This window comes from Ralstonia sp. NFACC01 (genome assembly GCF_900115545.1).
GTDB classification, from domain to species: domain Bacteria; phylum Pseudomonadota; class Gammaproteobacteria; order Burkholderiales; family Burkholderiaceae; genus Ralstonia; species Ralstonia mojiangensis.
This window is the reverse complement of record NZ_FOWV01000005.1, coordinates 430914-443566: the sequence shown is the minus strand read 5'-3', so window position 1 is coordinate 443566 and position 12653 is coordinate 430914. Positions and strand designations below refer to the sequence as shown.

Genomic DNA, 12653 nt, shown 5'->3' with positions numbered 1-12653 from the left:
GGGAGACAATGAGGGCGTGTTATCACGAAGTTCGAGCATCGTAATGAACTGGCCTCATATCCCAAACCAATAAAAAATTGTTTGTTTATATGGCGTCGGTTATAAGTAGCGTTCAGTTCGCACTCGTTCTTCTTTATCGACCGCGCAGCCATGAACCTTCACCAATTCCGCTTCGTGCGCGAAGCCGTGCGGCAGAAATTCAACCTGACAGAGGCCGCGAAAGCGCTCTATACATCACAACCAGGCGTTTCAAAAGCCATCATCGAGCTGGAAGAGGAGCTGGGTGTCGATATCTTCACCCGGCACGGCAAGCGCATCCGGGGTCTCACGGAGCCGGGTCGGCGCATCCTGGCGTCGGTCGAGCGCGTGCTGGAAGAGGTCGAAACCCTCAAGCGGGTCGGCAAAGACTACGCCGCGCAGGATCAGGGCAACTTCACCATCGCCACCACGCATACGCAGGCGCGCTACGCGCTGCCCAAGGCGATTGCGGAGTTCACGCGCAAATACCCCAAGGTGCGCCTTTCCATTCAGCAGGGCACGCCCGCGCAGATTGCCGAGATGGTGCTGCACGACCAAGCGGACATCGCCATCGCGACCGAAGGCATGTCGCACGTGAAGGATCTGATCTCGATCCCGGGCTACCAGTGGCAGCATGTGGTGGTGACGCCGCCTGATCACCCGCTGCTGGCGCGCCAGCACCTGACGCTGGAAGACCTGAAGGGTTACCCGCTCATCACGTACGACCAACACTTTGCTGGCCGGCCCAAGATCGACCACGCCTTCGAGCTGCGTCAGATCAAGCCCGACATCGTGCTCGAAGCCATCGACGCAGACGTCATCAAGACCTACGTAGAAGTTGGGCTGGGCGTGGGCATCGTGGCGGGCGTCGCCTTTGACGCCGAGCGCGACCGCAACCTGCGGGCGATTCCCGCCGGACACCTCTTCGGCACCAACGTCACGCACCTCGGCGTCAAACAAGGCGCGTATTTGCGCGGCTTCGTCTACACCTTCATCGAACTGTTTGCGCCGACGCTCACGCGCAAGCTGGTCGAACAACTCATGTCCGGCGATCACGAAGCGTACGAGCTTTGATCCGCCAGCAATCTGCAACACTCGAACCTCCCGGAGATTTCATGACGACCCGACGTCGCCTGCTGTGCGGCATGGCCCTCTTTGCCAGCGCTGCTGCACTTGCCCTGCCCGCCCAAGCCGACATCCGCGTGGGCGTGGTGCTGTCGACCACCGGCCCCGCTGCGGCCATCGGCATTCCCAGCAAGAACACCGTGCAGATGTGGCCTGCGACAATCGGCGGCCAGCGTGCGCAGGTCATCATTCTGGACGACGCGTCTGACCCGTCGATGGCGGTGCGCGACGTGCGCAAGCTGATCGCCGAAGACAAGGTGGACGTGATCGTCGGTCCGACGATCGTGCCGACGGCGCTGGCATCCCTTGATGCGGTGGCCGAAGGCCAAACGCCGATGATCACGCTGGCTGCCTCCGCTTCCATCGTCGAGCCGCAGGACGCCAAGCGCCGCTGGGCCTTCAAGATGCCGCAGAACGATTCGCAGATGGCCACGCTCGTCACGCAGCACATGGCAGACAACGGCGTGCACACCGTCGGCTTTATCGGGTTTACCGATGCGTATGGAGAAAGCTGGTGGCGTGAATTCTCGAAACTGGCAGACGTACGCAAGCTGAAGGTGGTCGCCAACGAGCGCTTTGCGCGCACAGATACCAGCGTGACCGGCCAGATTCTCAAGTTGATGGCTGCCAAGCCCGACGCCATCCTGATTGCCGGGGCCGGCACCCCGGCCGCGTTGCCCCAACGCACGCTGGTCGAGCGCGGCTACAAGGGCCGCATCTATCAGACGCACGGGATCGCCAGCACGGAATTCCTGAAGGTGGGCGGCAAGGACGTCGAAGGCACCCTCTTCCCGACCGGCCCCGTGGTGGTGGCGCGCGAGCTGCCGGCCAGCCATCCGGTGCGCAAAGTAGCCGTGGAATTTGCCGATCGCTATGAAGCCAAGTATGGCCCCAACACCGTCACGCAATTTGCGGGCGACGCGTGGGGCGCGTGGCAGCTGCTCGACAACGCCACGGCCCGCGCCCTCAAGACCGGCGCCAAGCCTGGCACGCCCGCTTTCCGCGCCGCCCTGCGCGACGCGCTGGAAACCACGCGCGATCTGACTGTGCCCAACGGCGTGCTGAACCTGAATGCCCAGGATCACCAAGGCTTCGACCAACGCTCGCGCGTGATGGGCATCATCAAGAACGGCCGCTTTGCTTACGCTGGCCCGCGCTAATCAAACACGCACAAATCTGCCATGACACGTATCGCCTTCATCGGCCTCGGCAACATGGGCACGCCGATGGTCCAGCACCTGATTGCCGCCGGACACACCGTGCGCGCCTATGTGCGCCGTCCGGAGGCCGCCAACAATGCCCGCGCCATCGGCGCAGAGCCTTGCAGCACCCCCGCCGAGGCGGCACGCGACGCCGAAGTCATTTTCACCAACGTCACCTCCACGGCCGATGTGGAGGGCGTGCTGCTGGGGCCGGACGGCGTCGTCCATGGCGCACCACGCGGCGCGGTGTGCATCGACCACAGCACGATCTCCGCCGTGGCCACGCGCCGCATGGCCGCCGAGCTGGAAGCGGCGGGCCTGGAGTTTCTGGATGCGCCGGTCTCCGGCGGTACCGCAGGCGCCCAAAAGGCCACGCTGTCGATCATGGTGGGCGGCAAGGCCGAGGTGCTGGAACGCGTGCGCCCGCTGCTGCAACTGCTGGGCACCACCATCACGCACGTCGGCGATCACGGCGCCGGCCAGGTCGCCAAGGCGTGCAACCAGATCGTGCAGGTCATCAATATCCAGGGCATTGCCGAAGCCATGCTGTTTGCACGTGCTCAAGGCACCGACCCGTCGCGCGTGCTGGCCGCCATCGGCCCGGGCTTTGCCGGCAGCCGCATGCTCGACCTGGAAGGGCCCAAGATGGCCGAGCGCAACTTTGCCGCCGGCATCGAAGCGCGTCTGCACGACAAGGATTTCGGGCTCGTGCGCGAGATCGCCCAGGAACTCGGCCTGCAGATGCCGGCGATGGAACTGGTGGCTTCACAGCTCAATACGCTGGTCGCCAATGGCTGGGGGTATGACGATACGGCGTCCCTGCTGCGCGTGCTGGAGCAGCAGAACAATCAGCACGCGGATTGAGCATTGCCTGGCCGCCTTGTTCGGATGGCCGGACTTCTGGCATAATTGCCGGCTCATCAGCACCTGCCCGAGTGGTGAAATTGGTAGACGCAGGGGACTCAAAATCCCCCGCCGCAAGGCGTGCCGGTTCGATTCCGGCCTCGGGCACCAGGATTCAAGCCGCTTCTGTTCACGCAGAAGCGGCTTTTTCATTGGGCACTCGCCAACCCGACGACAGCCGGCAACACGCCTCGCCTGGCGTGGGATAATGCGGGTTTTGCCCCGGGCGCGGCTCAAGAGGTTGATCGCACGGGCATGAGGGCCTGTATCCGCGTGGCCCGCTCCCCATTTCGAACCTTCTTCAGTACGCACAATGCCCGCATACCGCTCCAAAACCTCCACCGCCGGCCGCAACATGGCGGGGGCGCGCTCGCTCTGGCGCGCCACCGGCATGAAAGATGAAGACTTCCAGAAGCCGATCATTGCGGTGGTCAACTCGTTCACCCAGTTCGTGCCCGGTCACGTGCACCTGAAAGACCTGGGCCAGCTCGTCGCGCGCGAGATCGAAGCCGCGGGCGGGGTTGCCAAGGAATTCAACACGATTGCCGTGGATGACGGCATCGCCATGGGCCACGACGGCATGCTGTATTCGCTGCCCAGCCGCGACATCATTGCCGACTCGGTCGAATACATGGTCAACGCGCACTGCGCCGACGCCATGGTGTGCATCTCGAACTGCGACAAGATCACCCCGGGCATGCTGATGGCCGCCATGCGCCTGAACATTCCGGTGATCTTCGTCTCGGGCGGCCCGATGGAAGCGGGCAAGACGCGCCTGGCCAACCCCGTCACCAAGGCCATCGAGATCAAGAAGCTCGACCTGATCGACGCGATGGTGATCGCGGCCGACAGCAAGTATTCCGACGAGGAAGTGGCCGAAGTCGAACGCTCTGCGTGCCCGACCTGCGGTTCGTGCTCTGGCATGTTCACGGCCAACTCGATGAACTGCCTGACCGAGGCGCTCGGCCTGTCGCTGCCAGGCAACGGCACCGTGGTCGCTACGCACGCAGACCGCGAACAGCTCTTCAAGCGCGCCGGCCACCGCATCGTTGAACTGGCCCGCCAATACTACGAACAGGACGACGAACGCGTGCTGCCGCGCTCGGTTGGTTTCAAGGCCTTTGAGAACGCGATGACGCTCGACATCGCGATGGGCGGCTCGACCAACACGATCCTGCACCTGCTGGCCATCGCACAGGAAGCCGAGATCGACTTCACGATGGCGGACATCGACCGCCTTTCGCGCGTCGTGCCGCAGCTGTGCAAGGTTGCGCCGAACACGAACAAGTACCACATCGAAGACGTGCACCGCGCTGGCGGCATCATGGCGATCCTGGGTGAACTGGACCGCGCCGGCAAGCTGCACACGGACGCCCCCACTGTGCACGCGCCCACGATGAAGGATGCGCTGGACCAGTGGGACATCGTCCGCACATCGGATGAAGCCGTGCAGACGTTCTATCGTGCCGGCCCGGCTGGTATCCCGACGCAGGTCGCGTTCAGCCAGAACTCGCGCTGGCCGAGCCTGGATCTGGATCGCGCCGAGGGCTGCATCCGCTCGAACGAGCATGCGTTCTCGAAGGAAGGCGGCCTGGCCGTCCTGAGGGGCAACATCGCGCTGGACGGCTGCGTGGTGAAGACCGCCGGCGTGGACGAAAGCATCCTCGTGTTCGAAGGCACGGCACACGTGACGGAATCGCAGGACGAAGCGGTCGAGAACATCCTCGCCGACAAGGTCAAGGCTGGCGACGTGGTGGTTGTGCGCTACGAAGGCCCGAAGGGCGGCCCTGGCATGCAGGAAATGCTGTACCCGACGAGCTACATCAAGTCCAAGGGCCTGGGCAAAGCCTGTGCGCTGCTGACGGACGGCCGCTTCTCGGGCGGCACCTCGGGCTTGTCGATCGGTCACTGCTCGCCGGAAGCGGCCGCAGGCGGCGCGATTGGCCTGGTGCGCAACGGCGACAAAATCCGCATCGACATCCCCAACCGCACGATCAACGTGCTGGTGTCGGACGAAGAACTCGCACGCCGTCGCGAAGAGCAGAACGCCAAGGGCTGGAAGCCCGCGCAGCCGCGTCCGCGCAAGGTGTCGGCCGCACTCAAGGCATACGCCAAGTTGGTCATGTCGGCAGACAAGGGCGCGGTGCGCGACCTGTCGCAACTGGACGACTGAGGCACCGCGGGCCATGCGCCCGACTGATGCAAAAAAGCCGCTCTTCGGAGCGGCTTTTTCTATTGCGTCGGTGGCGCGATGCTCAATCCCAGTGCGGCGCGAGCCCGTCAGGCGAAACCTCGCGGCCGTTGCGCTCGAGCGCGGCAATCTGCGCCATGTCGTCGGCCGTCAGTTGCAGCATTCGCGCGCGCAGGTTGCTCGCAAGGTTTTCCCGCTTGGTCGACGACGGGATCACCGAATAGCCGAGCTGCATCGCCCAGGCCAGCGCCACCTGCGCCGGCGTTGCCTCGTGCCGCCGTGCAATCGCGCCGATCACCGGATCGCCCAGCACCTTGCCGTATGCGAGCGTCATGTACGACGTGACGTGAATGCCCTCGCGCTGCAGGAAATCGACGAGCTTGCGGTTCTGCAGATACGGGCTCAGCTCGATCTGGTTGGTGGCGATGGCGTCTTTGCCAACCACCGCCATCGCCTGTTGCGTCAGCGCGATGTTGAAGTTCGAGACGCCGATCTCGCGCGTCAAACCCCGGGCCTTCGCTTCGGCCAGCGCGGTCATGAATTCCTCGAGCGACACGCCGTTGTTGGGCGCAGGCCAGTGGATCAGCGTGAGGTCGACGTAATCGGTGCGCAGCTTGGCGAGGCTGTCTTCAAGACTCGCCGCGAGCTTGCCTTTGGCGTAGTTGTCGACCCAGATCTTGGTAGTCAAAAACAGGTCTTCACGGCGCACGCCGGAGCCGGCAATTGCCTCGCCCACGTCGGCTTCATTGCCGTAAATCTGCGCCGTGTCGATTGCGCGGTAGCCGAGTTCCAGGCCATTGCGAACCGAGTCGATGACAACCTGGCCCTTCAGGCGAAACGTGCCGAGGCCGAAAGCGGGAATCTTGTTCATCTTGTGCTCCAAGGAAAAATCGAATCACGGGTTCATGGCGAGGCGCGCCCGGCGCTGCACGACGTGCAGCCCCACCAGCGCAAGCCCTGCCGCAGCGATCACCGCGCCGACAATCGGCACCGCTGCATAGCCCAAGCCTGCGGAGATGGCCGCACCGCCCGCTGCCGCGCCCAGCGCGTTGCCGAGGTTGAATGCGCCCACGTTGACAGACGATGCAAGGCCCGGCGCTTCAGCCGCAGCACGCATCACGCGCATCTGCAGCGGCGGCACGACCGCGAACGTGGCAATGCCCCACACCAGCAACGCGGCGGCTGCACCGACGTGCGTCTTGGCCAAAACGGGAAACGCGAGCATCGTCACGATCAGCAGCAACAGAAAGCCGATCAGGCTGCCGTCGAGCGAGCGATCGGCCAGACGGCCGCCGGCGATGTTGCCAATCGAAAAACCGATGCCGATCAGCACCAGCATCGCCGTCACGAATGCCGGCGAGGCGCCGGTCAGTTGGGCGAGCGTCGGCGCGACGTACGTGTAGAGCGTGAACATCGCGCCCGCACCGAGCACCGTGGTGGCAAGCGCGCCCAGCACGACGGGACGTGTCAGCACGGCCAGTTCCGCACGCAGGTTGGGCATCTTGCCGGCATCGCCCTTCGGCAACGCGGCGAACAAACCCGCGATGGCGATCAGGCCCAGGCTTGCCGTAGCGGCAAACGACATGCGCCAGCCGATCATCTGACCAAGCCACGTCGCGGCCGGCACACCGCCGACGTTGGCGATCGTCAGGCCCATGAACATCGTTGCCACAGCGCTGGCCTGCTTCTCGCGCGGCACAAGGCTGGCAGCAACCACCGAGCCCAGCCCGAAGAACGCGCCGTGGTTGAGGCTGGTGACGAGCCGCGCGAGCAGCAGCGTCGTGTAATCCGGCGCAACGGCCGACAACAGGTTGCCGATGGTGAAGATGCTCATCAGCGCGATCAGCGCCTTGCGTCGCGGCCACCGTGCAAGCAGCAGCGTCATGATCGGTGCGCCGACCATCACGCCGATCGCATACGCGCTGATCAGCATGCCCGCCTGCGGAATCGATACATGCACGCCGTCGGCAATGACAGGCAGCAAGCCCATCGGCGAGAACTCGGTGGTGCCGATACCGAAGGCACCTGCGGCAAGCGCGAGCAGCGGCAGCGTTGCGCTGCTGCGTGTGCTCTCGGCGGAAGTGGGGGTGGGGTTCATGCGGTGTACTCCAAAGCAGAGGAATGGAAAGCGGGCAGAACCTCTGCCGCGATTTCCGCAAACGTTTCAGCAAGCGGGCGACGATTTCGGCGGAAATGCAGCCCGATATGCTGCACACCGGCCTCGCGCATCGCTGCCAACTCTTCGGTCAGTGCGATGCGCCCGGCGCGTGCGCCAAAGCGATGGCGTTGCAGCGGTTCGTGCGGGTCATCCGTCAGATCGAGGTGGATGAAGCTCACGTAGGGCTTGTCGCCGGCAACGGCACGCCACGCGGCGGCGCGTTGCGCGTGATCGGCCGGGGTGCCCGGATAGGCGAGGCAACCGTCCATGTGTGTGCCGATCCAGGCCGGCGTCTGTTGCGCGAGGCCGGCCACCAGCAGCGGGAGCGGCGCGCGCATGGCCGGCAGAATCTCTACGCCGGCGGGCAAGCTGCCGCGCGCGCTGTCACGCAAAAGCGCGAGCTGGTCACGGAAGCTTTCCCCGCGCGATTCGAAGTCGCGGCCGAACAACGGATATTCGACGGGTCGGTCACCGCTGGCCACACCGAGCATCAGACGACCGCCGCTCAGCTCCTGGATCGTTGCGGCCGATTTGAGCGTCAGCAGCGGCTCGCGCAGCGGCAGCACCACGGCGGCCGTGCCGAGCAGGATGTTGCGCGTGATGCCGGCCAGGTAGCCCAGGTACGTGAAGACTTCGAACACCTGCGCAGCATCGCCGAATGCGGGGTCATACACCGGCACATCGCGCACCCACAGGGCACGAAAGCCGAGCGAATCCACGAGTTGCGCGAGGGCTGCGTGGTGTTCGATATCGGGCACACCGTGGCGGCGCCCGTCATGCAGGCGCTTGGCGTCGCCGGTGGCGGACCAATCGTTGTCGAGCGGCAGTTCAATGCCGATGGTGAAGCCGCCGTGGGTCAGTTTGTCGAGTACGGGGGGCATGGTCGTGATCGGGTCAAAAGGCGCGCTGCGGGCGATGCGTTCGCTATCAGCGCAATGAGCATGGACCGCAGTGTGCGTGTTCCACCTTTGCAGAAAAACCCAGCCGTCTACGAAACAGTCTTGATTGGCAATCAACAATCCATGCATCTCAGAACGCACTCCGGGTTGGCAATACACCAGGAGGCAGGTTTTTCCCAAATATGTCACATCGTGATATATTCCGGCCTGAACCGTTTGATTCCGCCATGGCCACCCCCGCTCGACCTTTGTCCAAGCAGGATTTCGAGAGCCTCTCCGATTTCCGCTACCACCTGCGCCGCTTCCTGCGCGCCTCTGAAGACCTCATCCACGCCAAGGGCATCACGCCGCTGCAGTATCAACTGCTGCTGCACGTGAAAGGCTATGCCGGGCGCGAATGGGCCACCGTCGGCGAACTGGCCGAGCGGCTGCAGGCCGCGCCGCATGGCACGGCGGCGCTCATCACGCGTTGCGAAGAAGCGGGCCTTGTCGAACGCCGCCAGAGCGACACCGACGCGCGCCAGGTGGAAGTGCACCTTTCCCGGAAGGGTGACCACCTCGTCGCGCTGCTGGCCGGGTTGCATCAGAGCGAGCTGTCGGCCTTCAGCCGCGCTTTCAAGATCCCCCACCTCGATCACCCTGCCGAACCCTCCGCCGAGCAGTAACGTCATGCACACCCTTGAACACCACCAGCACCGGCGCGACTTTGCGACCGACACCACGCTGTTCCGCACCACCGCGCTGGCGGTCGTCATCGCTGCGTTTGCCACGCTGGCCGCCGTGGTGCTGCTCAATCTGATCCGTTTCTTTACCAACCTGTTCTTCTTCCAGACGCTGTCGCTGGCGGATCGCTCGCCGGCAACCAACACGCTGGGCGCATGGGTGATTGCGGTACCGCTCATCGGCGGGCTGATCGTCGGGCTGATGGCGCGCTTTGGCTCGGAGAAGATTCGCGGCCACGGCATTCCCGAGGCCATCGAAGCCATCCTCTTCGGCAAGAGCAAGATGTCGCCGAAGGTGGCGGTGCTCAAGCCGCTGTCCTCGGGCATCGTAATCGGCAGCGGCGGCCCGTTTGGCGCGGAAGGCCCGATCATCATGACGGGCGGCGCGATTGGCTCGCTGTTCGCGCAGTTCTTCAAGCTGACGGCCGCCGAGCGCAAGACGCTGCTGGTGGCCGGTGCCACGGCAGGCATGACGGCCGTGTTCGGCACGCCGGTGGCTGCGCTGCTGCTCGCGGTGGAACTGCTGCTGTTCGAATGGCGCCCGCGCAGCATGCTGCCCGTGGCGGTGGCGTGCGCCGTGGCGGGCTTTCTGCGTGTGCTGGCGCTGGAACCCGGCCCCCTCTTCCCGCTGGAAACCGCACCGGCGACGCTGCCAGCGCTAGGCTCGTGCGTGATCGCCGGGTTGCTGTGCGGCGCGCTTGCACGCTCGCTGTCGATGGCGCTGTACAAGACCGAAGACCTGTTCGGCCGCCTGCCGATCCACTGGATGTGGTGGCCGGCCATCGGCGGTCTGGTGGTTGGCATTGGCGGCTATTTCGAGCCGCGTGCGCTGGGTGTCGGCTACGACGTCATCGGCGATCTGCTGCACAACCATCTCGCTATCCGCGTGGCGCTGGCGCTGCTGGTGGTCAAGGCCATCATCTGGGTCATCGCGCTGGGTTCCGGCACGTCGGGCGGCGTGCTCGCCCCGCTGCTGATGATGGGCGCCGGCTTGGGGGTGCTGATCGGTCCCGTGCTGCCGGGTGGGGACCCGGGCCTGTGGCCGCTCGTGTGCATGGCCGCCATGCTGGCCGGTGTGCTGGGCGCTCCGCTCACGGCCATCGTCTTCGCCTTCGGGCTCACACACGATGTGAATGCGCTGCTGCCGATTCTGCTGGCGGTGGCAGTGTCCTACGGCTTTGTCGTGCTGACCATGCCGCGCTCGATCATGACCGAGAAGATCGCGCGCCGCGGCTTCCACATCTATCGCGAATACGCCGTCGATCCGCTCGAGCGTCACGCCGTAGATGAGGTGATGACGCGTTCGGTGCAGACCATCGACGCGCAGGCCACGCTGGCCGATACACTCGCCAACCGCTTTGGTGCCAAGCAGGCACACCGCGCGTTTCCGGTGGTGCAAGGTGGCCCAGATGGCGCATTGATCGGCATGCTCGACCGCGATGCGCTGCTGGCGGGCCAGAAGCGCGGCGCCATCACCGTTGCCGAATTGTTTGGTGCGAATGCTCCCGTGATGGCGTTGCCTGGTGAGACCTGCCGCATCGTCGCTACGCGCCTGGCAGTGCATGGGTTGGAGCGGCTGCCGGTGGTGGCCGATTCGCAATCGCGCGCGCTGGTGGGCATTGTTTCACGCAGCGATCTGGTCAAACCCTCGCTGGCATTCTTTGATGAGGAACAGCGCCGAGAGCGCTTCCGCCGTGTGCCGCTGTCGGGCACGCGCACCCAGCTCGAACTTCGCCGTCGCCGCGCGGGCCGCGTCGCGCGCTAGTCTCAGCCGGCCACGTGCCGGTTGCGCCCGCTTTCCTTGGCGCGATACAGCGCCAGATCAGCGCGCTTGAGCATCTCCGACGCGGTATCGCCCGGCCGGCAGACCGTCATGCCCATGCTGACGGTCATCGACAGCCCGGTCGGGAAACTCTCGTCCGTCTCGGCCACCGCCGTACGCAGGCGCTCCGCTACCTCGGTGGCCGTTTCCAACGTGGTGCGGCCCATCACCATGGCGAATTCCTCGCCGCCCAAACGCCCGACCAGATCACTGCTGCGCAGCACGCCCGTGGCAAGCGACGCAAAGCGCTGCAACGCCATGTCCCCCACAGCGTGGCCCCACGTGTCGTTGATGCGTTTGAAGTGATCCAGATCGGCCAGCACAAGCACGAGCGGTTCGGCGCGGTTGTGGGAACGTGCAAGCACCGTGTCGAACAGCGCCAGGAAGCGGCGGCGCGTGAGCACACCCGTGAGATGGTCGAAATGCGCCTCATTGGCGAGCGCGCTGTTGGTGCGCTGCAGCCGCTGGTTGAGATGGCGCGTTACACGGTGATGCTGGCGCTCGCGCACCAGAGACCACGCCACCAGCACGAACGTCACCAGCACGCTCACGAACAACACGAAGCCGATCGCGCGGTTGCGCGCATGGTTGGCGAGCTGCTGGCCCCACGCAGGTAGCGGCTCGGCCACGACGATGGTGAGGTCCGCACTGGCATTGCGCGACACGGTGAGCGAAGGCATCGCACTGCCCTCACGCCAGGCCAGCGTGTCCCGCACCTCAGCCGGCACCCACCCCGGCACATCGTGATGCGCGCTGGCGGTGGGTTGATAGGGCCAGGGCTCGAAATCGACGCGCTGGTAGGCGTTGTACCGGTCGCTGGCACCCATGCGCTGCAGGCGCGCATCCGGCAGGATCTTCCCCACCAGCGACGCATCTGTCGACAGAATGATCAACCCGTTTGGATCGGTCACCAGCGATGTCGGGTGCGACACCCAGTGCTGCAGCCTCGCGAGGCTCACCTTGGTGCCCATCGCCGCGACCAGGTATCCACCGGCGTCATACACCGGCGCAGCGAAGAACAGGCCCGGCACGCCCGTCACCCGGCCCACCGTGAACTGCTCGCCCAGGCCGCCCAGCATCGCCTCCTTCATGTACGGCTGCATGCTCGACTGCACGCCGACAAACGAATCAGGATGACCGGCGTTATTGGCGAGCACCACGTAGTTGTGCTCGTTGACGACCCACACGTAGTCCAGCCCGAGATTGCCAGCGGTCGCGTTCAGGAACGCATCGATATCGACCACTTCCGGGTGCGACATCGCCTCTTCAGCACGCGAGCCCTGATCCATCAGGTTCCAGCGCCGGGTGTCGACGCGCGCCACGGCACGCGGGATGGCGTCGATCTGTGCGAGCGTCTGCGGCAGCGCGCGCAGCAAGGCCACGTCGGCCGTGATCTGGCTCGACATCCCTTCCGCCACCTGCGCAGCCAGCTGGCGGCGAGCATCGACCATCTGCTGCATGTCGCGTGCGCCCATCGAATCCGCCACGAAGCTTGCGGCAAACCATGAGACTCCTACGCCCACCACCGCCGCCGACAGCCAAAGCGCCAACCGCGCAACGCGCAGCCGGGCGCCGTGCGACGACGTTGCAGGTGCGGGCGCGGGCACCTTCAT

The 12653-nt window shown here is 65.1% G+C and carries 10 protein-coding genes and 1 tRNA gene; 7 read left to right on the top strand and 4 right to left on the bottom strand.

All coding sequences use genetic code 11. The features are described from left to right. Positions 1 to 150 precede the first annotated feature (150 nt). From BM136_RS15610 to ilvD, 5 genes are all read left to right on the top strand, one after another. Positions 151 to 1092, top strand: a complete 942-nt coding sequence (locus BM136_RS15610) for a CysB family HTH-type transcriptional regulator (RefSeq protein ID WP_092972833.1) — start codon at positions 151 to 153, stop codon at positions 1090 to 1092. 41 nt (positions 1093 to 1133) lie between these two features. Next, complete coding sequence (locus tag BM136_RS15605; protein WP_092972831.1) at positions 1134 to 2303, top strand: ABC transporter substrate-binding protein; 1170 nt, start codon at positions 1134 to 1136, stop codon at positions 2301 to 2303. Between the two features lie 21 nt (positions 2304 to 2324). After that, positions 2325 to 3209 carry an NAD(P)-dependent oxidoreductase gene (locus tag BM136_RS15600; RefSeq protein WP_092972829.1) on the top strand — a complete coding sequence of 295 codons (885 nt, stop codon included), beginning with the start codon at positions 2325 to 2327 and terminating at the stop codon, positions 3207 to 3209. 65 nt (positions 3210 to 3274) lie between these two features. Next, positions 3275 to 3359: transfer RNA gene (locus BM136_RS15595), tRNA-Leu, on the top strand. 202 nt (positions 3360 to 3561) lie between these two features. Next, positions 3562 to 5421, top strand: a complete 1860-nt coding sequence (ilvD, locus tag BM136_RS15590) for a dihydroxy-acid dehydratase (RefSeq protein WP_092972827.1) — start codon at positions 3562 to 3564, stop codon at positions 5419 to 5421. 82 nt (positions 5422 to 5503) lie between these two features. Here ilvD and dkgB read toward each other — a convergent pair whose 3' ends face one another. The 3 genes from dkgB to BM136_RS15575 are packed head-to-tail and all read right to left on the bottom strand — an operon-like array spanning position 5504 to position 8478. Further along, positions 5504 to 6310, bottom strand: coding sequence for a 2,5-didehydrogluconate reductase DkgB (gene dkgB / locus BM136_RS15585; protein WP_092972825.1), 807 nt, complete (start codon positions 6308 to 6310; stop codon positions 5504 to 5506). Between the two features lie 24 nt (positions 6311 to 6334). After that, on the bottom strand, positions 6335 to 7537 hold the full coding sequence (locus tag BM136_RS15580) for an MFS transporter (RefSeq protein ID WP_092972823.1): 1203 nt from the start codon (positions 7535 to 7537) through the stop codon (positions 6335 to 6337). Then, positions 7534 to 8478 carry a TIGR03571 family LLM class oxidoreductase gene (locus tag BM136_RS15575; protein ID WP_092973024.1) on the bottom strand — a complete coding sequence of 315 codons (945 nt, stop codon included), beginning with the start codon at positions 8476 to 8478 and terminating at the stop codon, positions 7534 to 7536. Before BM136_RS15575 ends, BM136_RS15580 begins: the two co-directional genes overlap by 4 nt. A gap of 245 nt (positions 8479 to 8723) precedes the next feature. Here BM136_RS15575 and BM136_RS15570 point away from each other — a divergent pair, with 245 nt between their 5' ends. Continuing rightward, on the top strand, positions 8724 to 9161 hold the full coding sequence (locus tag BM136_RS15570; protein ID WP_092972820.1) for a MarR family winged helix-turn-helix transcriptional regulator: 438 nt from the start codon (positions 8724 to 8726) through the stop codon (positions 9159 to 9161). Between the two features lie 4 nt (positions 9162 to 9165). After that, positions 9166 to 10983, top strand: coding sequence for a chloride channel protein (locus BM136_RS15565; RefSeq protein WP_092972818.1), 1818 nt, complete (start codon positions 9166 to 9168; stop codon positions 10981 to 10983). Positions 10984 to 10985: 2 nt separating this feature from the next. Here the strand turns inward: BM136_RS15565 and BM136_RS15560 are convergent, their stop codons facing one another. Beyond that, entirely contained in the window at positions 10986 to 12653 is a 1668-nt protein-coding gene (locus tag BM136_RS15560; RefSeq protein WP_092972816.1) for a GGDEF domain-containing protein, read from the bottom strand.

Bases quoted from the DNA above. Each gene is read 5' to 3' on its own strand.
- BM136_RS15610 (WP_092972833.1), top strand. From the start codon at position 151: ATGAACCTTCACCAATTCCGCTTCGTGCGCGAAGCCGTGCGGCAGAAA.
- BM136_RS15605 (WP_092972831.1), top strand. From the start codon at position 1,134: ATGACGACCCGACGTCGCCTGCTGTGCGGCATGGCCCTCTTTGCCAGC.
- BM136_RS15600 (WP_092972829.1), top strand. From the start codon at position 2,325: ATGACACGTATCGCCTTCATCGGCCTCGGCAACATGGGCACGCCGATG.
- ilvD (WP_092972827.1), top strand. From the start codon at position 3,562: ATGCCCGCATACCGCTCCAAAACCTCCACCGCCGGCCGCAACATGGCG.
- dkgB (WP_092972825.1), bottom strand. From the start codon at position 6,310: ATGAACAAGATTCCCGCTTTCGGCCTCGGCACGTTTCGCCTGAAGGGC.
- BM136_RS15580 (WP_092972823.1), bottom strand. From the start codon at position 7,537: ATGAACCCCACCCCCACTTCCGCCGAGAGCACACGCAGCAGCGCAACG.
- BM136_RS15575 (WP_092973024.1), bottom strand. From the start codon at position 8,478: ATGCCCCCCGTACTCGACAAACTGACCCACGGCGGCTTCACCATCGGC.
- BM136_RS15570 (WP_092972820.1), top strand. From the start codon at position 8,724: ATGGCCACCCCCGCTCGACCTTTGTCCAAGCAGGATTTCGAGAGCCTC.
- BM136_RS15565 (WP_092972818.1), top strand. From the start codon at position 9,166: ATGCACACCCTTGAACACCACCAGCACCGGCGCGACTTTGCGACCGAC.
- BM136_RS15560 (WP_092972816.1), bottom strand. From the start codon at position 12,653: ATGAAGGTGCCCGCGCCCGCACCTGCAACGTCGTCGCACGGCGCCCGG.